Annotated in this window: 16 protein-coding genes; 9 read left to right on the plus strand and 7 right to left on the minus strand. The window is 41.4% G+C overall.

From position 1 onward, the window contains the following. The first annotated feature begins 18 nt into the window (after positions 1-18). The 3 genes from DDZ16_RS08385 to DDZ16_RS08395 all read left to right on the plus strand — a co-directional run bounded on the left by DDZ16_RS08385 (position 19) and on the right by DDZ16_RS08395 (position 2,972). Positions 19-813 (plus strand): inositol monophosphatase family protein, encoded by a 795-nt coding sequence (locus DDZ16_RS08385; RefSeq protein WP_109264001.1) that lies wholly within the window; start codon positions 19-21, stop codon positions 811-813. Positions 814-879: 66 nt separating this feature from the next. Further along, positions 880-1,788, plus strand: coding sequence for a lysophospholipid acyltransferase family protein (locus DDZ16_RS08390; protein ID WP_109264002.1), 909 nt, complete (start codon positions 880-882; stop codon positions 1,786-1,788). Between the two features lie 134 nt (positions 1,789-1,922). Then, positions 1,923-2,972 (plus strand): glycosyltransferase family 2 protein, encoded by a 1,050-nt coding sequence (locus DDZ16_RS08395; RefSeq protein WP_109264003.1) that lies wholly within the window; start codon positions 1,923-1,925, stop codon positions 2,970-2,972. On the opposite strand, the gene DDZ16_RS08400 is transcribed toward DDZ16_RS08395, so the two are convergent. Together DDZ16_RS08400 and DDZ16_RS08405 are read right to left on the minus strand one after the other, a co-directional pair. Then, positions 2,967-4,268, minus strand: coding sequence for a UDP-N-acetylmuramoyl-tripeptide--D-alanyl-D-alanine ligase (locus tag DDZ16_RS08400; RefSeq protein WP_109264004.1), 1,302 nt, complete (start codon positions 4,266-4,268; stop codon positions 2,967-2,969). The two genes, DDZ16_RS08395 and DDZ16_RS08400, sit on opposite strands and share 6 nt — an antisense overlap. Positions 4,269-4,533: 265 nt before the next feature. Then, entirely contained in the window at positions 4,534-6,021 is a 1,488-nt protein-coding gene (locus DDZ16_RS08405) for an SUMF1/EgtB/PvdO family nonheme iron enzyme (RefSeq protein ID WP_109264005.1), read from the minus strand. A 1,278-nt stretch (positions 6,022-7,299) separates the two neighbouring features. On the opposite strand from DDZ16_RS08405, the gene porU reads away from it, so the two are divergent. The 4 genes from porU (at position 7,300) to DDZ16_RS08430 (ending at position 13,705) form a co-directional block, all read left to right on the plus strand. Then, the gene (gene porU / locus DDZ16_RS08415) at positions 7,300-11,109 is read left to right on the plus strand and encodes a type IX secretion system sortase PorU (protein WP_109264007.1); all 3,810 of its coding nucleotides are present in this window, start codon (positions 7,300-7,302) and stop codon (positions 11,107-11,109) included. Positions 11,110-11,132: 23 nt separating this feature from the next. Continuing rightward, positions 11,133-12,320, plus strand: a complete 1,188-nt coding sequence (gene porV, locus DDZ16_RS08420) for a type IX secretion system outer membrane channel protein PorV (protein ID WP_109264008.1) — start codon at positions 11,133-11,135, stop codon at positions 12,318-12,320. Positions 12,321-12,404: 84 nt separating this feature from the next. Continuing rightward, positions 12,405-12,890: a 2-C-methyl-D-erythritol 2,4-cyclodiphosphate synthase gene (gene ispF, locus DDZ16_RS08425; RefSeq protein ID WP_109264009.1), complete on the plus strand. Its 486-nt coding sequence runs from the start codon at positions 12,405-12,407 to the stop codon at positions 12,888-12,890. Positions 12,891-13,378: 488 nt separating this feature from the next. Then, complete coding sequence (locus tag DDZ16_RS08430; protein ID WP_109264010.1) at positions 13,379-13,705, plus strand: thioredoxin family protein; 327 nt, start codon at positions 13,379-13,381, stop codon at positions 13,703-13,705. Here the strand turns inward: DDZ16_RS08430 and DDZ16_RS08435 are convergent. The 5 genes from DDZ16_RS08435 to alaS form a co-directional block, all read right to left on the minus strand. Further along, positions 13,674-15,713, minus strand: a complete 2,040-nt coding sequence (locus tag DDZ16_RS08435) for a urocanate hydratase (protein ID WP_109264011.1) — start codon at positions 15,711-15,713, stop codon at positions 13,674-13,676. The two genes, DDZ16_RS08430 and DDZ16_RS08435, sit on opposite strands and share 32 nt — an antisense overlap. A 114-nt stretch (positions 15,714-15,827) precedes the next feature. Next, positions 15,828-17,939 carry an FUSC family membrane protein gene (locus DDZ16_RS08440; protein ID WP_109264012.1) on the minus strand — a complete coding sequence of 704 codons (2,112 nt, stop codon included), beginning with the start codon at positions 17,937-17,939 and terminating at the stop codon, positions 15,828-15,830. 111 nt (positions 17,940-18,050) lie between these two features. Beyond that, positions 18,051-18,425, minus strand: a complete 375-nt coding sequence (locus DDZ16_RS08445) for a putative signal transducing protein (protein ID WP_109264013.1) — start codon at positions 18,423-18,425, stop codon at positions 18,051-18,053. A 97-nt stretch (positions 18,426-18,522) separates the two neighbouring features. Continuing rightward, positions 18,523-20,343, minus strand: coding sequence for an AMP-dependent synthetase/ligase (locus DDZ16_RS08450; protein ID WP_109264070.1), 1,821 nt, complete (start codon positions 20,341-20,343; stop codon positions 18,523-18,525). Positions 20,344-20,400: 57 nt separating this feature from the next. Then, positions 20,401-23,034, minus strand: a complete 2,634-nt coding sequence (gene alaS / locus DDZ16_RS08455; protein WP_109264014.1) for an alanine--tRNA ligase — start codon at positions 23,032-23,034, stop codon at positions 20,401-20,403. 296 nt (positions 23,035-23,330) lie between these two features. On the opposite strand from alaS, the gene DDZ16_RS08460 reads away from it, so the two are divergent. Beyond that, positions 23,331-24,302 (plus strand): M23 family metallopeptidase, encoded by a 972-nt coding sequence (locus DDZ16_RS08460; protein ID WP_109264015.1) that lies wholly within the window; start codon positions 23,331-23,333, stop codon positions 24,300-24,302. Positions 24,303-24,431: 129 nt separating this feature from the next. Then, complete coding sequence (locus tag DDZ16_RS08465) at positions 24,432-24,767, plus strand: MerR family transcriptional regulator (RefSeq protein ID WP_109264016.1); 336 nt, start codon at positions 24,432-24,434, stop codon at positions 24,765-24,767.

Here is a 24,767-nt window from a genome sequence, read left to right on the forward strand (position 1 = left end):
CGCATAAAACCATTTGTTATGCCTGACTATAAGAATATTTGTGAAGAGACTGTAAAGATTGCCCGGGAAACCGGAAAATATGTCAAAGAATATCGCCAAAACAACAAACCTGCAGTAGAATCTAAAGGCCGTAATGATTTTGTTACGCAAATTGATAAAGCTTCAGAAGAAAAGCTGGTGGAAGCTCTCGGAAAGTTGTTTCCGGAAGCCGGCTTCATTGCTGAAGAGAATACCTCGGATAAAGAAGGTGCCATCTATAACTGGATCATTGATCCCATTGACGGAACTACCAATTTCATACATGGATTGTACCCCTTTGCCATCAGCATTGCTCTAAAGGAGAACGATAAGATTGTTGTTGGGGTCGTGTACGAAATGGGGATGGATGAATGTTTCTATTCCTGGGAGGGTGGCCCAGCCCTTCTTAATGGTAAACAGATCCATGTGTCCTCAGCTCCCAAAGTGGCAGACAGCCTCATTGCAACAGGTTTTCCATACACCAACTATAGTTTGATCAACAATTTCATGGAAACCCTCGATTTCTTCATGAAAAACAGCCATGGTCTTCGAAGATTGGGATCCGCGGCAGCTGATCTTGCCTATGTTGCTTGCGGCCGTTTCGACGCCTTTTATGAATACAACCTTAAAGCATGGGACGTAGCCGCCGGGGCATTTCTGGTCCAGCAGGCCGGAGGAAAAGTCAGCGACTTCAAAGGAGGTAACAAATATCTTTTTGGTGGAGAAATCGTTGCTGCCAACGACCACATGTTTGGAGAGATGCAGTCTGTGATCTCAAAGATCATGAATCAATAATTATTCGAACCATAAATAACTCCTGATTAACTCAGGAGCCCACTCCTTTGATTTCTTTTAAAACAAATGGATAAAATCACTTATTATATCTGGTACCCCTTAATTTGGCTGATTTCTTTGCTGCCTTTTCCGGTTCTTTATGCTTTATCAGATTTTCTTTACTGGCCAGTATCCATTATTGGCTATCGAAAGAAGATTATCCTCACAAACCTGAAAAAAGCCTTCCCGGAGAAAGATGACCATTGGCGAAAGGAGATCCTTCATAAGTTTTATCATCATTTTTGCGATTTATTTGTGGAAACGGTGAAACTTCAGCACATGTCAAAAAAGACGATTATGAAGAGAATCACTTTTTCGAACATAGAGGTTATGGAAAAAGCCTTTGAAAACGGTCAGGATGTAGTTGCCATTATGGCACATTACGGCAACTGGGAATACATGCCCTCCATCAACCTGCATTTTAAAGCTCAGGGATACAGTGTTTATCGTCCGCTAAAAAGTAAAGGATTTGACAAATACATGCTGGAATTAAGATCAAGGTTTGGAACCGGAAATGTGACTATGAAAAACACCCTGCGGAAAGTGGTGGAACTAAGAAGAAGCAGTACACGCTTTGTATTGGGACTTATTGCTGACCAAAGTCCTGCCAGACATGAAATCCAATACTGGACCAATTTCCTGACACAAACCACCCCAATTCTGATGGGACCGGAAAAAATAGGCAAGCTCACCAATGGAAAAATAGTTTTTCTCAAATTAAACAAACCAAAACGGGGCCATTATCATGTTGATATTATTGAATTTCCTAATAATGTAGCGGAAGCTGCTGAACATGAAATTACCGAGTGGCATGTCCGCCAGCTTGAAAAATGTATCAGAGAAAGACCGGAGCTTTGGCTGTGGTCGCATAAGAGATGGAAATACCAGGATGTTTATGAAAAAGATAAAAAGGATGGGATAAAAGGCACTCAATAAATTAAGCTGTAAGCGCGAAAAACGCATATTTTATTAGCTATTAAAACTTTAAACCATCTCAATAAACACTTAAGTGCAAGGTTATTTCACAATATACTCGAATTTCTGTGCACTTGATTATATGAAAATTGAATATGTCTGAAAACAACATAGCCGTAGTAATTCTCAACTGGAATACCCGGGACATGCTTAAACGTTACCTTCCCGAGGTTATCAGGCACTCCCGGTTTTCCGGAGCATCGATTGTTGTTGCTGACAATGGCTCCAACGATGGCTCTTGCGAATTGATTGAAAAAGACTTCCCTGAGGTTCAACTCATTAAGCTGGACAAAAATTATGGTTTTGCCGGAGGATATAATCGTGCCATAAAAAGAATAAAAGCCAAATACTCAGTATTGCTCAATTCGGATGTAATACCTTCTCCAAACTGGCTTTCTCCATTATTTGAAAACCTTGAGACTTCAAATAACATTGCTGCTGCAGTTCCAAAAATAAAATCCCTAAAAGCCCCAACAATGTTTGAGTATGCAGGGGCTGCAGGCGGTTTTATTGACAAATGGGGATATACCTTTTGCCGGGGAAGGATATTCGATTCTCTTGAACAAGATGAGGGCCAATACTCAAATTCCGGGGATATTTTCTGGGGTAGCGGAGCAGCACTCATGGTAAGAACGGAATTGTTCAACCAAACAGGGGGCCTCAATGAGCACTTCTTTGCACATATGGAAGAAATTGACTGGTGCTGGAGAATGAAGAACCTGGGAATGCAGATTCAATATGTGCCCGATAGTGAGGTTTTTCACCTCGGAGGAGGAACTTTAAGTGCGATGTCATCGCATAAGACTTATCTGAATTTCCGTAACAATCTTTTTCTGCTATACAGAAATCTTCCTGATAAAGGATTACATCAGACACTGTTTTTCCGTTTATTACTAGACGGCGTGGCCGCCTTAAAATTCTTTATATCGGGAGATTTAAACAACCTAAAAGCAATTTTCAGGGCCCATAGGGATTATTTTCGTCGAAAACCATTCCTAAGGGAAGAAAGAACCCTCCTTCGAAAAGATATCAGGAAAGAAAACCACAAAGAGATATATCAGGGAAGCATAATTTGGGATTACTTCATCCGGGGAAAAAAACATTTCGGGGAACTAAATTTCCCGGACATTCAAAACAAGCTATAATGCACCCGCAATCAATTCGAGACGGTTGGCACGACTTCCTTTTATCAAAACCAACGCATCTTTAAATTTTTCAGTCTCAATTGCCTTTTTTAATGATTGGGTATCCTCATACCAGTCAAACCTTGGATCATCAGGCAGAACATCTTTAAACTCGATACCGGTCAAAAAACAGGCATTAAAATCAATTTTCAGCACCTCTTTAATAAGTTCCCGGTGTTCCGTGAGACTCTGTGATCCCATCTCTTTCATGCTACCCAAAACCAATATCTTATTATTATGTGGGATAGAATCAAAGTTTTTTAGAGCTACTTGCATGCTGGAAGGATTCGCATTATATGCATCAAGCAAAACCTGATTGCGTCCAGTGTTATAGAACTGCGACCTGTTATTTTCCGGAACATAAGATTCAACGGCCTCTTTAACCAATTCCTCCTCAATGCCAAAATAATGTCCTACCGACGCAGCTGCCAAAACATTATCCAGATTATAAAGTCCTGTTAAGCAAGTATTAATGGGATACCCGGAAACACGTGAGGTGTTAAGCTTCAACGAAAGCAAGGGATGAGAAGATACATTAGTTGCTGAAACCACAGCCTCGTCACCTACACCATAACCAATCCATGGGTAATTACCCACCATCTCCAATAAATGGGGGTTTCCCACATTGACAAAGATTTCACCACCCTCTTTCTGAAGGAATTCATAAAGCTCCCCCTTCCCTTTTTTCACACCCTCAAAAGAACCAAAACCTTCCAAATGGGCTTTACCAACATTCGTAATTAATCCATGATTGGGAAGTGCTATTTTACAAAGATCAGCTATTTCTCCTATGTGATTGGCCCCCATTTCCACAATGGCAATTTGAGTTCCCGGAGGAATGGCAAGTAATGTCAGAGGAACACCAATATGGTTATTCAAATTACCCTGAGTGAACCACACCTTATATTTTTTGCCAAGAACAGCAGCAATTAACTCTTTAGTAGTTGTTTTTCCATTACTTCCGGTAATTCCAATCACTGGTATACGAAGTTTCTGGCGATGGTAACCGGCCAGCTTTTGCAAGGTTTGCAAAACATCCGGAACCCAAAAGCACCCTGGTTTATCTTTCAACCTCTCATCATCAACAACTGCCAGTTTACATCCATTCTCCAGAGATAACCCTGCAAATTTATTTCCATCAAAACGATCACCTTTTAAAGCAAAGAAAATACTTCCCGGAGCCAGTGACCGTGTATCGGTAGAAATTATACCCGTCTCCAGATATACTTCATATAAACTACTAATATTATTGACCATACTTCTTCTTCAACTAAATTAAATAACTCAACAGCAACCAACTACTCCAACAAAACTATAGATTCTTCATTTTGTTTAACCATTCTCAAGGCAGGATGACCGCTAAATTATTGATTTTTCATCAGCCCCGGTAAATAAAACTAAGAAATCATCATTCAAATCAGGAATATGGTTTTTATCCATAATATAAGACCTAAAAAAGGGCCGGAATAAAAATTCCGGCCCCTTGTAATCTTATGATTAAATTGAATATTTCCAGCAAACTTTATTTCGACTTACTTGGTCCTCCCACGCGTGTCATTGCACAGCGGAAACCAATGTCATCTCTTGATTCACGTTCATCCAGAAAGCGACGTGTACCAGGGCTCAACCAGTAAGCCCGATCTCTCCATGACCCACCTTTATATACCCTTGTGCGGTCGGAGATTGTACTACTCAATTCTCCCGGGCTGTCAGCATACATATTTTCGGTATCCATTTCACTTGCCGACCAGTTTCCACCCATAGAGATATTAGAAATAGCATCCCCGTCTCTGAAGTTACGGTTATCAGAAGTTCTATAGTTGCTTCTGTCCAGAATATCCTCATCAGTCTCGTCACGATATTGTATGTTACCATACTCATCCCGTTCGACAACATAACCTTCTTCATCCAGAACTTTCGTCTTAAACTGGTTTCCACGGAAGGGGCTAAACTCGCCTACCTGCCCATGCGACTGAGGGCGATAAACGTCAGCTACCCACTCATTTACATTCCCGGCCATACAATACAGACCAAAATCATTGGGATAATAAGAATCAACAGGAACAGTAATATCACCTTCATCATTAAGGTCACCGGCCATACCCATGTAGTCACCCGGACCTCTTACGAAGTTAGCCATCATGCGGCCACGTTCTTGCTTTGAAGGATTACGAAGTGTGTGACCATTCCAAGGGTAGATGCGGCGGTCGGTAAGACGCTCTTCATAGGAGTTTCCGATCAAACCGTAAGCGGCATATTCCCACTCTGCTTCGGTTGGGAGCCGGTATCTTGGTAAAATAATTCCATCACTCTGACGAACCCGGCGGGTGTCTTTATCAGGATCAAGGTCTTCCATAGGACTTTTACCCGCTACACCTTCATATTTACCCAGCAAATACGCCTCAGTATCAAAGTTATTTTGTCCGGACTGTTGGAGATCCAGTTCAAGAATTCCCATATCTACAAGGATCATCTCGTTTACCCTGTCGGTACGCCAGGCGGCATAATCACTTGCCTGAAGCCAGTTTACACCGACAACCGGGTATTCGCTGTAAGCCGGGTGGCGAAGATAGTTCTCAACCATTGGCTCATTGTAAGCCAAAGGACGACGCCACACCAAAGTATCCGGCAATGCGCGACGGTATACCTCAGGCATATCGATAAATACACGATTTATCCAGTAAAGATATTCGCGGTAGTCGACATTGCGAACTTCTGTTTCGTCCATATAGAAAGAACGAACAGTAACCCGTCTTGGGCTATTGTCCCAATTTTTCATAACATCTTCTTCGACGCTACCCATAATAAAGGTACCACCTTCAATAAAAACAAGTCCGGGTCCGGTTTCCTGCTCATATTGGGACTGATACTCAAATCCGCCGGTTTCAGGTTCGTTGTAAGACCATCCTGTTGTCGAAGATGCGGTTTTCTTGGCGCCACCGCCACAAGATGCTAAAACCATCAGTCCCAACAACAAGGTGGGAACAAAAAGTCTGGAATTCAATCTCATAACTTATTTTTCTTGTAATTCTTTTACAATTATCGAATAACAAAGATAAACATTCAGGGGTTTCTGCAAGAATTTTTACCTTATTAAAATTAACCAAAGCTGACATGTGTTGCTAGTCCTACGATCAGGCATAACTTCCTGAGTCAAAATATTAGAACGTAAAAATCTCTTTAGATCCTTATATGTTCATAGAACGACAAGCGAACAAATTCATTGTTTTATACTGCAAAAATAAAAAAAGGTTATACCGGAAGTCCAACTTTGTAATATTTTTTGGCACCATATTCCGGATTGGGGCGATTAAAGAATTTCAACCCCAATCGACATCCCCACTTTCTAAAAGAACTGACAGCCTGTCTCTAAGAAAAACTTCTTTATCTAAAAAAACAATAGATCGTTAAATTTTCAGACACCTCCCTGATGGCAGTCAGATAAGATCCAAGACAAACCACACAACATTAATAACCAAAACCTTAAGGCCGTCATGCGACAAACTCCCCAAAATTGATTCAGAACCTTTTTCAATAATTTAACGGAGTATTGTAAAAAAAGTGAATAAATCCAATGAATATTACACCTTAATTATTCATTAATAAATAGAGATTTTTTCAACGCTAAGAAAAACTCTTTTAAAATTAAGTTCTCATTTCTTTACGGATTAAGTCCTAATTAGTGCGTGTCCATAAAATCCCATTTACTTCGTTATGCTTGCCGCCAAAATACTCATCCCGAAGCATTCGGGACTCCGTTTTTGGGAGCTTCGCAGGCCCCCGAAGAAAAATCGGGGCAGGCTTTGCAAATGGAACTTTCTGACCAGACACATGACTACTCAGTTTCAAAGCCGACTTTATAGCCGGCCCAAATTAAGTAAGGCAAAGAAACTTTCGAAAAAACCCTCGTACCAGAAAATCAACTTAATAACTAATCGTTAACGAAACAAATGCTGATTGCAGATGAAATCAGAAAACTGGAAATAGGCCTCACACCCAATAATCGATATAATAAATCATCATTTTTTCGTTTAAGACAATGGATAGATGCAACCATTGGTTTATTTTTGTGTTTTAAATTAAAACAAAAAACCCTATTGATTTTAAGAGAATTCAGAAAAGAAAAAAAAATGAGTTTTTTACATCTGAAAGCTTAAGGTGCAATATAACTTTAAGAGCCAAAAAACCGTATGAATTTGAATCTGATAAAATAATATAAAGCAGATTGCATCCATTCAATACCAAATTATGAGGGCTTGAATAAATTGATACTTACAGGAAGAATACTATGGCCAAGCGCGCACACATAATAAATTTTATTCTTTTTATTGGTTTAGCAGTGGTTCTTACATCCACCACTCAACCTGAAAACAGACTAAAAAAACAGTTCAGCAAAGAGATTGAATGGAAGAATTCGTTTCAATATCCTGAAATGCCCTTTACTGGTCGTGGTTTCTTTAAGGATGATTCAGGATTACCTGTTTTTCTTATCTCCCTTCCTCTTCCAAATAATTTTGCCGGTAAGGATTTTGATGTTAAAATCACCCCCCGGAAATGGGCACCTTTTGAAGACTCCAAATTACTATCCGACATTACCAATGAGGATTTAGGGGATGAAGCAGTTCACAGGATTGTCACGATTCAAAAAAAGTCCTTCCTGGAAATCGAAATTGTTCCGTTCAGTTTTTCAAATGACAATGCTTTCAAATGGAAAAAATTAACTCATTTCACGGTTGATATTTCTTATTCACCCACCAGCCCCCCGGCCTCGTTAAAATCCGGAAAGCTTAAATATGCCAATAACTCCAAACTTGCCGGTGGCAAATGGGTGAAAATTGGAACAACTGAACGGGGCATCCATAAAATACCCTATGCAACACTGGAAAACTGGGGGTTCACCAATCCCGGGCAAGTACAGGTTTATGGAAATGGCGGAGATATTGTTCCTATGGATAACAGCAAAAACCGACCGGATGACTTACCAGTGGTTTCGTGCATGCACGCCAACAATGCTATTTACTTTTTCAGCACCGGTTTGTGGCGCTGGCAGTGGAATCAGGACCTGAATATTTTTGAACATCAGGCGCACCCTTATTCCTCTCTGGCTTATTTTTTTCTTTCAGAGACAGACAATGCCGTTAAGTCCCCTGAAGTTGCAGAAGAAATAATTGCCCCACAAACACATGTGACAAGAAAGTTTGACTACCTCTTCTTCCATGAAAAAAACGATGAAAACATTCTTAAGTCAGGAAATCAATGGTTTGGTGAAAAATTCAACACATCCATCACCTTGAAAAGGGACTTTAACATTGTGGCACCGTTAATAGACACAAATAGTGAAGCCGCCTTCTATACCCAGGTAGCAGGAAGAGCAAATTCCACCCAGGCATTTAATATATCCATCAATGGTGTTCAACAAGACCCTGTCTATATTAATACGGTTTCGATGAGTGATTATTTGGGATACTATCTTCGCCTGGCAGATAAAAAAATGGTCTTTTATCCTGAAAGCACCGATTTATCAATAACCTATGAATATACTAATACCGGATCAACATCGATTGGATGGCTCGATTATTTTATTGTAAATGCCAGAGGAAATCTGGACCTTGCATCGGGATCCTTTATTTTTCGTGATCACACAACCGTGGGAGATGACAATATAACTTCGTATGAAATCGACAATCCCGGACAGGAAGTGATTATCTGGGATGTGACAAACCCTGTAACCCCTGTTAAGCTTCAGGTCACCACATCTGACAACAAGGCCTCCTTTAAAGATTATTCAGATACTATAAAAGAATATGTAGCTTTCTCACCGGACCTGGATTTTCCTGTTCCTGAATTTATTGAGGAGACCCCAAATCAAAACCTTCACGGGGCCTCACCCGCCGACATGATCATTGTTGCTCCAAAAGAATTCAAAGGACAGGCCACAAGATTAGCCAATCTTCACAGGCAGCATTCAAATCTGGAGGTACTGGTAGCAGAAAGAGATCAGATTTATAACGAATTCTCCTGGGGGCATCCTGATCCCACTGCAATTCGAAGTTTCATGAAAATGCTTTACGATAAAGCAGGTGATAACAGTAATGATCTGCCAGAACTTTTGTTGCTGTTTGGGGATGGCACATTCGACAACAGATACAGCAACGATAAGCCAGCTGCTCCTTTACCAACATATCAATCTGACAACTCCATTTATCAGACAAAGACTTACGTGACTGATGATTACTTTGGCTTTTTGGATGATGAAGAGGGAGAAAACCTTCGAACTGACAGGCTTGACATTGGAATAGGCCGGTTTCCTGTTAACACAATTGAAGAAGCAACTGCCGCTGTTGATAAATCAGAAGCTTATCTGACTGCACAGGAGGATGGAAAATGGAAAACCCGCCTGACGTTCATTGGAGACGATGGCGATTTCAACATCCATACCAGGGATGCCGAAAGGCTTACCCAGAAAATATCTACAGGTCATCCTCAGTTCGATATTAACAAAATTTATTTCGACGCATACAAAATGACTTCAGGGGCTGTGGGCAAGGAGTTTCCGGAAGCAAAAACAAAAGTCCAGCAATCAATTGCAGAAGGAACTCTTATACTGAATTATACAGGACACGGGAGTGAAAACAATCTGGCTCATGAAAGGATTATAACAAAAACCGACATTAACAACTGGACCAATCTTGACAAGCTTCCACTTTTTGTGACTGCAACATGTGAATTTAGCCGATTCGATAATCACTACCACACCTCTGCAGGAGAAGAAGTTTTTCTTAATAACAATGGAGGTGGCATAGCGCTTTTATCCACCACCCGCATTGTTTATTCCAGCCTTAATTTCACCCTGAATAATGCCTTTTACAATCATGCTTTTGAATATGACACCAATGGCCAGCCTTTGCGACTGGGCGAAATGATGAGGCGCACAAAAATTGAATCAGGCGCCAACACCAACAAACTAAACTTCACTCTGTTGGGCGATCCGGCCTTGCGATTAATATATCCGGCAGATGAAGTAATAACGGCCGAGCTAAATACCAAAAGTGTTTCCACGAACCAATCGGACACGATCAGAGCACTGTCTCATAACTCAGTCTTTGCCAAGGTAACTACCCCAAATGGTGATGTTATTAATGATTTTAACGGAACAGCATTTGTAACAGTTTTTGACAAAGCTGTAGATACCCAAACTCTTGGTAATGGAGGCAATGAGCCTTTTGAATATGAAGAATTCTCAAACATACTTTTTAAAGGCAGAGCCACTATTGAAAACGGAAGTTTTTCGATAAACTTTGTGGTTCCTCAGGATATCAGGTACAATTACGACCATGGCAGGATAAGTTATTATGCCCTGGCAGATGATGGCAGAGAAGCGGCAGGCGCCTTCAATGGGTTGGTCATTGGGGGCATCAGCAGCGATACCGCTTTTGATGCTCAAGGACCCCAAATGGATTTATATCTTAACCATTCCGGTTTTCAAAATGGTCAAAGCACAGGCCCGAGTCCCATGCTTTATGCAAATATATTTGACGATTCCGGAATTAATACTTCCGGTATTGGCATTGGACATAACATCACATTAGTAATTGATGAAAACACCAACAATCCCCTGATATTAAATGATTCTTTCGTTGCCAACATCGACGAATACCAGACAGGACAAGTAATTTATCAGCTTCCCGCGCTTGAAGAAGGCAATCACACCCTTTCTCTTAAAGTATGGGACAATTACAATAATTCAACCACAGAAACGTTAACCTTTAAGGTCGCAAGTGATCACGGAATAAATATTCGTAACTTTGCCGCCTATCCCAACCCGGTATCACCTGGTGAGGAAGTATATTTTACCATGCAAATTGATGCCCCTAATTCGATATTGAACACAACCATTCAATTTGCCAATGCTGCGGGAGCAGTTACCGGAACAGTGGAAGATGAATTAATATCAAATGGAAATTTCATAGGACCATACAGATTACCTCTGGAAAAATCAGGATGGAATCGGTCAGGAATTTGCTTTGTAAGACTCATCTTAAAAACTCAAAATGGAAAAGAAAGTTCGGCAACACTAAAACTGGTGCCGGCACCCTAAAAACATATGGAAAATAGTAAACAATGACGCAAAAAACTTTAAGAAAAGCATTTCTCGCATGTGCACTAATGGGATTCATGCCCCTCATTCAGGCCCAGGACGCAATTGATCCAGGCAACATTAGTGGCCGACAAAATATAATCAGCACCGCTGTTCCTTTTCTGGATATTGCACCCGAATCAAGAGGAGGTGCCATGGGAAACACAGGTGTTGCCATTTCTCCGGATGTCAACTCACAACACTGGAATCCGGCCAAATACGCCTTTATAGAGAAAGAGATGGGTGCCGCAATTTCTTACACCCCATGGTTGAGAAAATTGGTAAATGACATCAACCTTTACTACCTTACAGGGTTTAAAAGACTGGATGACATGCAAACGGTAAGTGCTTCTCTGAGGTATTTTTCAATGGGAGAAGTCATTTTTCGCGGAGAGAATCCAGACGACATTGGAGTTCCCGTAAAACCCAATGAGTTTGCTATCGACGCTGCATACAGTCGTGTTCTTTCCGATCATTTTTCAGGTGCTGTAGCATTTCGTTACATCCGGTCTGACCTTCAACTTGGCTTAGGGTCTTATTCCGGAAGTGAGGCCTACCAGCCGGGAAATTCCTTTGCAGCTGACCTTGCTTTTTATTATCAAAGTGAAATTGACCTTGGAGGTCAGGACAGTAAAATTTCGGCAGGGCTAAACATCTCAAATATAGGCAGCAAAATTTCTTACGACGGGAATATTGAACAATTCATTCCTACTAACATGAGACTTGGAGCAGCTCTCACCAGTGAATTGGATGAATACAATCAAATCACCGTTTCGGTTGATCTCAATAAACTATTGGTTCCAACACCTGACACCTCAAATGTGGAAACCACTGAAGGATTCTTTCAGAGCGACGATGTTTCTGTGATATCCGGCATGTTCCAGTCATTTGGTGATGCACCCGGTGGAATGGAAGAGGAATTGCAGGAAATTAACGTCAGCATTGGGGCAGAATACCTTTACAATAAGCAGTTTGCAGTGCGCGCAGGTTATTTTCATGAACATGAGAACAAAGGTAACCGCAAATTCTTCACTGCCGGTGTAGGTCTCACTTTCAACATGCTTAATATTGACGCCTCATACATTATCCCGGTAGTGCAAAACAATCCACTGGCAAACACTGTAAGGTTTACCCTGGGGCTGGATCTGGATCAGATGATAGGACAAAATTAAAACTGTTAAGTTTGACATAACAAAAAAGCCGGACAACATTATTTGTCCGGTTTTTTTGTATTTTTGCGATCTAAAAATTAAGATATGTCTATACGTATAGGAATGGGCTACGATGTTCACCAGTTAGCCGAAGGATATAAGCTCTGGATTGGAGGGATAGAAATCCCTTTCAAAAAAGGATCCGTTGGACATTCGGATGGAGACGTACTTATCCATGCCATTTGTGACGCATTACTAGGTGCTTTAAACCTTAGGGATATTGGTTATCACTTCCCTGACACAGACCCTGATCTCAAAGGCATTGACAGTAAAATCCTGCTGGAGAAAACCATGAATATCATCAGAGAAAAAGGTTATGATTTGGGGAATATGGATACCACCATTTGCCTTCAAAAGCCAAAAATAAATCCGCATATCCCCGAAATGCAGAAAACTCTGGCCCGGGTTATGAAAGTTGATATTTCACAAGTATCCGTAAAAGCTACTACTACCGAAAAATTGGGATTTGTTGGCGAAGGCAAAGGGATTTCGGCATATGCAAGCGTGCTTATCAATAAAACAACTGATTAGTCAGGGCGCACTAAAAACCGCATATTTCATTAATCACTAAGAGCTTAAAGCATATCAATAAGTTAACAGGTGCAAGGTTATTTCACAGCATACCCGTATTCCTTTGCATTTGTATATAAGCAATAGATCGTTAGTCCCGATGCTTCGGGATATATATTAAATGTAAGATATTTCGTATCATGCTGAAATTCTGCACATTAATGGAAAAGAGAATGCGCTTATAATCAATTGATTACGAATCTATTGTAATCCCGATCCATCGGGATAACGGAGTATTGTATAAGTAACAAGCTAATCAAAAGAACCAAATTTACTTCACCGCTCCAATCTTGAAGTAATTCATTACTCCTTCGATTGGGATGGCCTGTAAGTTCTGCTCTTTTAACTTTTTAAGCAACCCCTGGTGTCAAGATCCGCTGGGCACGGAGTTGTGCAAAATTGGGATTTGCATTAACTGACAATAACCAGACAAACAACACAGACTAACGATGAAAAACATTCAATCAACCGATCACTTCCTGGAAGTAACAAGAAATAACGGGGCAGCATTGGTTTATTTTTCTCACGACCAGTGTAATGTATGTAAAGTTCTAAAACCAAAAGTTCAGGCTATGATGGACGAAAATTTTCCTTTAATGCCCATGTTTTATTGCAACACAGTAGAGCAACCGGAAGTCTCTGCACAAAACCGCATTTTTGCTGTACCCTCGGTATTGGTATTCTTCGATGGAAGAGAAACTTTCCGGTTTAGCCGCAACGTTGGCCTGAGTGAACTGAAAAACGCTATTGAACGTCCTTATTCTTTAATGTTTTAGCATTTCGAAAGACCTCATCAATCAGGTTTTCATTTGCCAACCGGGGCACAGTAATTTTCAAACCGGGTTCAGTTGCCATGGCACGTTTAGCCGCAAACATTGCGCCTTCATTTCTCGCCCAGCTTCGCCGTGAAATGCCATTGTTTACATCCCAGAAAAGCATTTTAGAAACCCGCTTCGATGCATCAGAAGAGCCATCCAGAACCATTCCAAAACCTCCGTTCATTACTTCTCCCCATCCAACTCCGCCTCCATTATGCAAACTCACCCATGTAGCGCCGCGGAATGCATCTCCAATCACATTTTGGACGGCCATATCTGCTGTAAACCGTGAACCATCATAAATATTAGAAGTCTCCCGATAAGGACTGTCTGTCCCGGACACATCATGATGATCGCGCCCAAGAACAACCGGAGCAGAGATTACACCTTCTTTTACTGCTTGATTAAAGGCCTCTGCTATGCGCATACGTCCTTCAGCATCAGCATAGAGGATGCGTGCCTGAGAGCCCACCACCAGTTGGTTCGCTTCGGCCTCTTTGATCCAATGCAAATTATCCGAGATTTGTTGAGCTATTTCTTTGGGCGCTTCCTTAAGTAATTCTTCCATTACCCGGGCCGCAATCCTGTCCGTTTTGGCCAAATCGTCATGTTTTCCTGAAGTACAAACCCACCTGAAGGGGCCAAAACCATAATCAAAACACAGAGGTCCCATGATGTCCTGAACATACGACGGGTATTTAAAATTCCCGTTGTCATTCATTATATCTGCACCGGCCCGGCTACTTTCCAATAAAAAAGCATTGCCATAATCAAAGAAGTACATGCCCTTTTCCGACAGTCTGTTTATCGCCATAACCTGGCGCTTTAATGACTCCCTTACTTTTTCTTTAAACAGTTCTGGATCAGATGCCATGAGCCGGTTTGATTCCTCAAAAGACAATCCTGCAGGATAGTATCCTCCTGCCCACGGGTTGTGCAAGGATGTTTGATCCGAACCAATATTAACCGGGATCTCTTCATCGGCAAATCGTTCCCATAAATCGACTACATTCCCTTTAAAAGCAATAGATACAGTTTCCTTGTTATCAACCGCTTCACGGACCCGCTTTACCAACTTATCCAAATCATCTGAAACCTCATCCACCCATCCCTGCGAAAACCTGGTTTCTATTGCTTTGGAATTAACCTCGGCGGTAACACTCACACAACCGGCGATGTTGGCTGCTTTGGGCTGAGCGCCCGACATACCACCTAAACCGGCTGTAACAAAAAGCCGTCCTTTACTTCCGGTTCTGGCCTCCAGGCTCCGTAAAGCATTCATCACCGTAATGGTGGTACCATGCACAATTCCCTGCGGACCGATATACATAAAAGAACCGGCTGTCATTTGCCCGTATTGAGATACGCCGAGTGCGTTGAAGCGCTCCCAATCATCGGAAGAAGAATAATTGGGAATTACCATCCCATTGGTTACAACCACCCGTGGAGCCTCAGGAGAAGATGGGAATAATCCCATTGGATGACCGGAGTATAGCACAAGCGTTTGTTCTTCCGTCATTGTTGCCAGATACTGCATCGCTAAAAGATACTGTGCCCAATTCTGAAAAACGCTGCCATTGCCACCATAAGTAATCAATTCATGAGGGTGTTGTGCAACGGTCGGATCCAGATTATTGGTGATCATAAGCATGATGGCCGCCGCTTGCCCCGATTTACAGGGATATTCACTTATAGACCGGGCCTTCATTTCATATTTTGGCCTGAAGCGGTACATATAAATCCTCCCGTATGTATTCAACTCCTCCAGAAATTCAGGTGCCAACTCACCATGAAAATGTTCCGGAAAATAACGTAAGGCGTTCCTTAATGCCAGCTTTTTCTCATTGTCACTCAAAATATCTTTGCGGCGCGGCGCATGATTAACAGAAGTATCGAAAGTTACCGGAGCGGGAAGCTGTTCAGGAATTCCGGCAAGAATTGATTGTTGAAAATCGATTGTAGTCATAGCATTTACAAAAATTGGGGTGTTCGAAATCGATAACAGGAATTAATAAAATTCATGTTTGGTGAAGTTACAACCTCTGATTGGCAAATGATATGACAAAAAACAGACTTGTACTTAACGCTCTTCAGCCACAAGTTTTCGGCATATTTCAGCGATATTAAAAAGCAGTATAAACTGTTGCTGAACAACTTCGGGCAATCCGGAATGAAGGCATCCCTGAATATCCTGCACAATTCTCAATATTTCATTTTGGCGAAAGGCATGATCTTCATTGGTACTCCCCAGCACCCGCAATACTTCCCTGCCGAGTGAGAGCAATTGCGTGGTAACAGGCTCTTTTTGCTCACGGTGAGCCCCAAATGCAGAAATAAATGACAGCAAAGCATGGTTTAAATAGGTTACCTTAAAGGCTTTCTGCCTAAATTGGTTATATTTCCGAGGTTCGGCCTGCATATCCTGCCAGGCAAGAGCAAGAGCATTGTCAGCCTGATGAGCTTTTCTACGGGCAATACGATATTCAAGGTCATCCTCCGAAGTTTCATTTTCATACTCTTTCAAAATGACCTCAAAATAAGCATTATTCTTTTGCCGCGCTTCGGCAAGCAAGCCCGGCAACTTCTTATATTGCCACTGAGGCCACAAAAGCCTGATTGTCCCCAAAGCCAGGAAAGCCCCAATCAGGGTATCTATCACTCGTGGCAACATAACCGGCACTCCTCTGCTCGAAATCAAATTAAAAGCACACAATACAAAGATTGTAATAAACACAACAGAAACAGAGTACTGTTTTTTGAGCCAGGTAAAAAAGAAAAAAGCAGCACCCAGCATCAACAGAACCTGCCCTGGAATGGTAAGAAGATTAACTATCAAAACCCCGGCCACAACCCCGGTAAGAGTTCCCAAAACCCGCTGAAATAAGCGACGCCTGGTAGCACTGTACGTGGGCTGTAATACAAACAGAATTGTCAAAACAATCCATTCCCCTTTTTCAATATTAAAAACTTCACTGATAAATAATCCCATCCAGAAACACAATGCCAGGCGGATGGCATAACGGGTACGCGGATGTTGTAACGTCAACTGAGACTTAAACCGCTCCCACCATGAGCGGGTATCTCTGGCAAGCCGGGGTAAAACAAATTCATCAGGAACTTTTGTTAACCTAAAAAAGGCTGCATTTGCCCTGACCAGGTTGACTGAAAGCAATTGTAGAGGATGCGTTTTTTCAAGCTCCAGCTTTTCCAACTGTTCGGTAAGGGTAGCAACAATCCATTTAAGTGAAACAGGATGTTTATATCTCACTTTTGTTAGCAAACCATCGGCAAACCGTCGGGCAGCATGGGACAATTCATGCAAAGTCTGACCGGCAATTTCAATTATTTCCTGATTTTCGGGATCATTACTCAACAAATCATAGCGTTCATGGCTTGAAGCAGCCCGTTCATGAAGGGCTTGCAATGTAATAAAATAATGTAGGCGAGGCCTGAGCGCTGTTTCATCTTTTTGCGCATCACGGTAGCTATTGAGAACTTCTTTGATACGTTCCAGATTACTGACCATCTCCACATTCAGCAATGCTAATCTTGCTCTTACTTCCCGTTGAGTAACCCGGTCACTGGGAAATAACCTGGATTTCTCATCCAGATAACGGGCAAGCGCAAGAAAACCACGCCCCAATTGCTCATCCAAGAGCCGATAAGGTCGGTAATACAACAACACAAGAGAAACCAGCCCATAAGCCAAAGCGCCTGCAGGCAATAAAATGGGCTGCCAATACCAGGCCGGACTAATTTCTGCTCCAATCATGGCATAAATGCCAATCAAAATAGCCCCAAATGTAACTCCCCGATACCTCTCTCCGGTTCCTCCGGCCAGGATAAAAACAATAGTGGAAAGCCCCAAACCAAGCCCCAACAAGATCGGCCATTGTCGTAAGAGTTCAACCGAAAGGCTGGAAACTCCGAAACTCATAACTTTTAAAGCCAATGATTTCACCCTTCCACGCGGATGGTCATCAGTTTCAGATAAAGCACCTGCAAGAACACCCAATGCAAGGGATACTGCAAAGAATGATAATCCAAGAATTTCAAGAGGAATTGCGACAACAGCCATGACGATGGTCGCCTTAGCAGCCATTAACCGGTCGGGGTGCCGCCAGAAGGCTCGGCGCCAACGTTCATACCAGGGTTTGCTTTGAAGTTTTTTTAGAGTATTGTAGTGAGACATAGCAATAAATACGGAAAAATTTCAAAAAACAAACCCCCGATCTCAGGAATTGTTTAACATGAGAACCGGATTTAATAAGAAAACCCAGAAGAACATTCCATGAAAATTAAATCAAAAAACCAACATCAAATAAACCAAAGAAAGAATGATAGCAATTAAAACCAATAAAGCAAAAAAACGCACCACAAGGCTCATTCCTCCAAGCAGGGGCATCCGACGGGTCACACGGTCAAATGCACCTAATTTACTACCTTTCCCGCCATCTTGCTCAAAGATCCCCATTTCTTCAACGATCCGGGCAGCCCACTCAGCATCATCTGCTTTTACCTGGAGTTTCATTCCACCAACTGCATTGTGAATATAGGTTTGAGAAACCAATTCATCTTTCACAAAGCACTCAATCCCTTCAGATTCCAATTTGCTTCGTACCAATCCCATCTCGGGGGCATAGCTAAAAGTGGCAATAGTTACAAGTCTGTTTTCCATGGTTCAATGTTTAAAGATTTTTTTGTCCATCAGTGAAAAACGGCTAAAAAGCTGAGGCGTTGCCTTTGATAAACCATGGGTTTCCGAAAAATCTGGACTAAATGTCGTTGAATTTAATCGACCCCCTGTTTTCCTCATCCGGTGCATAGCTGTATATCTCCCTAAGAAGTGGAGCATACTTATTATAGATAACCCTTCTCCGCAACTTCAATGTTGGCGACAACTCCCCGCTACCAGACGACCACGGCTCACAAACAAGTCTGAAACGCTTAATTTGCTCCGTTTTTCCAAGTTGCTTATTATACTGGTCAACTTCTTTCTGAAACAATTTTTGAACCTTTGGGTGATTAACCAACTCCTGGTTGTCACGGAAATGAATGTGATGATCATGCGCCCATACGTGAAGATACTCAAAATTTGGAGAAATAAGGGCACTGGCAAATTTTTCATTTTCACCCACCACCATAACCTGCTCAATAAAGAAGGACTCCTTAAACAAATTCTCAATAGACTGGGGTGCAATGTATTTACCACTCGATGTTTTGAACATCTCTTTTTTACGGTCCGTAATCTTCAGAAATTTTTCTTTTTCAAAGGTTCCAATATCTCCGGTATGTAACCACCCGTTTTTATCAATAACTTCAGCGGTTGTTTTCGTATCCTTGTAATACCCTTGCATAACACTGGGACCTTTCACCAGAATTTCACCATCCCCATCTATCCTGACATCAATGTTTTTCAACACAGGACCAACAGAACCAATTCTAAGGCTGTCGGGTTCTTTCAAATAATTGGCCGCTATTACAGGAGACGTTTCGGTCATGCCGTAACCTTCCATTAGGGGAATACCTGCGGCAAAAAACAGACGGCTCAAGCGTGGTTGAAGAGCAGCTCCTCCGGAAATAACAAATCTTAATTCTCCCCCAAATGCCTTTTGCCATTTTGAGAAAACCAATTTGCGCGCGGCCATTAACCTCAGACCATACCAAAAGTTATGTTTGCCATTGGTACGGTATTTTTCTCCCAGTTTCAAAGACCAAAAGAAAATCAAACGTTTAAGGCCTTTCAGATCTTCACCTTTGGATACGATTTTATCATAAATCCGCTCAATTACCCTTGGAACAGTAACAAAGGCTGATGCCTTAATCTCAGAGAGATTTTGAGCAATCGTTCCGAGGTTCTCGGCATAATAAATACTACAGCCTTTCCATTGGAACAGATAATTCACCATTCTTTCGTAAACATGGCAAAGCGGAAGAAAACTCAAAATACGATCACTATCATACAGCGGATACAAATCGTAAACTCCCCGGACATTGCTTAGCAAATTTTTATGAGAAAGCATAACCCCTTTAGGCATTCCGGTTGTACCTGAAGTATAAATAATGGTAAACAAATCATCAGACTCAATAGAAGAGGATACTTTTTCAAATTTATCGCGGAATTTTATCTTATTGTTATCACCCTGCTCTGATATTTCTGTCCAGTTAGGAACATTTTCATAAAAGTTGAATGTAAAAACATGCTTCAACTTCCCAATTTTTTGGGCAATGGGTTTAAGTCGCTTGTAAGCAGACAAATCTGACACAATAAGCATCCGGGCATCTGAGTGTGATAGGATATACTTATACTCCTCATCCCCTATGGTAGGATAAACAGGAACATGCACCACGCCAACCATGGCCATTCCCATATCCACAAAATTCCATTCGGGACGGTTATTGGAAACGGTTGCTATTTTATCGCCTTTTTTAAACCCCATGGCAAGGAGACCAAAGGCAAAATTCCTGGCATTTCGTATATAATCTTCAGAACTGAATTTAACCCAATGTCCTTCACGTTTGGCTACCAAAATATCAGACTTTTGATAGTTCAGTCTGAGGTTTTCCAACAAGTCAAATGTCCGGTCTATTTTCATATCCATCATTTTATGGCGGCATAAAAAACCATATGCATACTAATGGTTACTAATACATCAGGCCAACTTTTCTTCTATTAATTCTGATGCCATATCAATTGCTTTCTGCAACCCCTCAACGTTCTTACCTCCGGCAGAGGCAAAAAATGGTTGTCCACCACCGCCGCCCTGAATTTCTTTAGCTATGGCACGAACAAGTTCTGTGGCATTCAATTTCTCCTCATTCGCCAACTGATCAGACAAAATTATGGCAAGCTGCGGTTTCCCTTTAACTTCAGCACCCAAAACAGCCACCATATCATCTCCTACTTCGTTGCGTAGCTGAAAGGCAAGATCTTTCAAATTGCTTCCCAGTTCGGGTTTCACCATACGTGTAATTACGCTTACCCCATTTACATCGCGTGCACAGTCAATGATGCTTTGCTTCTCAATTTTCATATAGTTCTGCATCATGCCATCAAGCTCTTTGGAAAGTTGAGAATTCTGGTTGATAACATTCTCAATGCTTTTGCGCAACTGTCCTTTGCTTTTCACTAAAGTGGCAAGTTCTTCAAGCAAGTCACCCTGACTATAGACAAGCTCCTCTGCTTTATCAGCGGTAACGCCTTCAATTCGCCTTATTCCTGCCGAAACGGAGCCTTCTCCTATGATCCTGAAGAACCCAATCTCACCTGTTGCTTTCACATGCGTTCCCCCGCACAACTCAACAGAAGCCCCAAACCGGATGGTACGAACCACATCTCCGTACTTTTCTCCAAACAATGCCAAAGCTCCCATCTCACGGGCTTTTTCAAGCGGTACCTCGCGGTGTTCTTCCACCTCGGTATTAGATCTGATATCTGCGTTCACCAGACGTTCCACCTGCCGGATTTCTTCGGGAGTTACTTTCTGATAATGAGAAAAATCAAATCTCAGATAATCGGGATGCACCAGAGATCCTTTTTGCTCAACGTGGTCGCCCAACACTTTTCTTAAGGCTCTATGAAGCAAGTGAGTAGCAGTATGATTATTGGCTGCACGTCGTCTCTTATCTGCATCCACAACCGCGTTAAAACGGCTTTCAAGATTTTCCGGAAGTTTTTGGGCTATATGGATGATCAGATCATTCTCTTTTTTTGTATCAATAATATTAACCTTCTCATCTCCACTTTTAATATATCCTGAGTCTCCTACCTGACCGCCACTTTCAGCATAAAAGGGTGTGATATTAAACACCAGCTGGTATTGTTCTTTCTTTTTTACTTTTACTTTTCGATAACGGGTAATGAAAACTTCAGTCTCACAGAAATCATAACCCACAAATTCCTCCTCATTATCATCCTTCAAAACGACCCAGTCACCGGTCTCTACTGAAGCTGCATTTCGTGCCCGCGCCTTTTGGGCTTCCATCTCGGTCTCAAATTCTTTCCTGTTAACCACCAGGTCTTTTTCTGAAAGAATAAGCTCTGTTAAGTCAAGTGGAAAACCAAAAGTATCGTAAAGTTCAAAAGCAACTTTACCATCAACCACTGTATAATTTTTCTGAAGCGTTTCATCAATGATTTTATCAAGAAGGGCAATTCCCGTTGCCAGTGTTTTCAGAAAAGACTCTTCCTCTTCATGAATAACCTTATCAATCAACCCTTTCTGAGCCTTCAACTCAGGATAGGCATCCCCCATAGTTTCAATAAGGGCCGGTAACAATCCACTAAGGAAAGGCTTACGCACCTCCAGAAAGGTATATGCATACCGAACCGCCCTTCGAAGGATTCTCCGAATTACGTATCCTGCCTTATTATTAGAAGGCAACTGACCATCGGTAATAGAAAACGCGATGGTTCGGATATGATCAGCAATAACCCTCATTGCAATATCGCTATCATCCGAGGCGCCATACTTCACATCGGTCAAAGAAGCAATTTGCTGAATAATGGGCTGAAAAACATCTGTATCGTAATTTGATTTCTTTTTCTGAAGCACACGGCAAAGACGCTCAAAGCCCATACCGGTATCAACATGCTTCTGCGGGAGGGACGTAAGTTTACCATCAGCTTTACGGTTATACTGAATGAATACAAGATTCCAGATCTCAATCACTTCCGGATGGTCTTTATTCACCAATTCAGATCCAGGTGTCTGAGCAATTTCATCATCACTTCTAAGGTCAATATGAATCTCAGAGCAGGGGCCACAAGGTCCAACATCACCCATTTCCCAGAAATTATCCTTTTTGTTACCATTTATAATATGATCATCGGGCAAATAATTCTTCCAACGTTCGGCAGCCTCATTATCGCGATCCACCTCATCCTTTTCATCACCTTCAAAAACCGTTGCATACAAACGGTCTTTATCTATTCTCAGTTCACCGGTCAAAAACTCCCAGGCCCAATCGATGGCTTCATTTTTAAAATAATCACCAAAAGACCAATTCCCCAGCATCTCAAACATGGTATGGTGATAAGTATCGTGCCCCACCTCTTCCAAGTCATTATGTTTGCCGGAAACACGCAGACATTTTTGAGAATCCGCTACCTTCAAAAACTCAGGCTCTCTGTTTCCCAGAAATATATCCTTGAATTGATTCATTCCTGCATTGGTAAACATAAGAGAAGGATCGTTTTTTACAACCATTGGTGCAGACGCCACAATAACATGTCCCTTAGATTTAAAGAAATCAAAAAATTTCTGTCTTACCTCAGATGCTCTCATATACTGTTAATTCAAAAAATTTGGTCAAAAAAAGACTTTCTAACAAAAAAATTAAACCTTTTTAATTTTTTCCCGTAAACTACTTCTCAAATACAGGGGCCATCAACTGTTTTTTGAGTTCACAAGAAACTAAAAAACAACCACCTGAAAAAGATCATAGAGAGAAAAAATTCAAATATAGTATTCACAAATGTAAGATTGTTAATCTTTTTCTACGCCACAAAATTAGATTATTCATCTAATAAATAGGTGTTGAAAGCATTTTTTTCTATTTTTGGACAACAAAATATTACCGTATGTCAAAAGTTAAGTTTAAATACAATCCTGAAACGTTAACTTACGAACCCATTGCTACGGGAACTCGTTACATTTTACGTCGCATTTTCACATACTCCATGTTTTCTGCTGTATTGGGTGTATTTTATTTTTTGGGATATTCATATGTATTTGACAGCCCTAAAGAGAAGCGGTTAGTCCGTGAAAATTCAAGACTGCAATCGCAGTATGAAATAATGGACAAAAAACTTCAACAAATTCAGGTTGTTCTTGACGACATACAACAACGTGACGAAAACATTTATCGCGTTATTTATCAGGCCGATTCCATTCCAAACTCAGTCAGACGTGCCGGTTTTGGTGGTATGAATCGCTACAAACATCTCGAAAACCTGGACAATGCCGCCCTGGTAGTCAACACGGCAGAAAAGCTGGATGTCATCATGAAACAGCTCTACGTCCAAAGCAAATCATTTGATGAAGTAGTTGATCTTACGCTACGCAAGGAAGAAATGTTGCGCTGCACACCTGCAATTCAACCCATTTCAAACAAGGACTTAAGAAGAACTGCTTCAGGATACGGCTGGCGGATCGACCCTATCTATAAAGTAAAACGTTTCCATGAGGGAATGGACTTTTCAGCTCCAACCGGAACAGAAATCTACTCTACCGGTGACGGGGTTGTAAAAAGAGTGATACGATCGCAGGGAGGCTACGGATACCACCTTGAAATTGACCACGGATTTGGCTATTCTACCGTTTATGCCCACATGGACTCATTTAATGTTAAGCGTGGACAAAAAGTTAAACGAGGCGATGTCATCGGAGAAGTTGGAAACACTGGTAAATCCACAGCTCCACACCTTCACTATGAGGTTCGGGTAAAAGGACGACCGGTCAATCCGGCTCACTATTATTTCCAGGACTTAACACCTGATCAATATGAGAAAATGATTCATATTGCCAGCAACAGTAATCAAACTTTCGATTAAAAGAAATTGTAATGCCATGACTGCAAACAATATTTGCAGTCCCCAAAAAAAAGAATTAAAATTGTAGTTGCTGCCTGAAAGCTTCAGGCGGCAATTCTTGTATATTGGTACTATGTAAACTTTTTCAAGATGCCTTATAAAGAGCCAAAAATCGAAAAGCTTTATTACTCAATTGGTGAGGTTGCTAAAATCTTCGACGTAAACACTTCTTTAATCCGTTTTTGGGAAAAAGAATTCGATGTTATCAAACCTCACAAAAACAAGAAAGGCAACCGCTTGTTTACCCAAAAGGACATAGACAATTTTCACCTCATATACCACTTGGTAAAAGAACGAGGAATGACTCTCAAAGGAGCTCAGAAAAAGCTAAAAGAAAACAAAGAAGGCACAGAAAATAATTTTGAAGTCGTAAAAAGGCTTCAGGATATTCGCCAGGTATTGGTTGATATTAAGGAAAGTATATAG

This window comes from Marinilabilia rubra (genome assembly GCF_003121985.1).
GTDB lineage: Bacteria > Bacteroidota > Bacteroidia > Bacteroidales > Marinilabiliaceae > Marinilabilia > Marinilabilia rubra.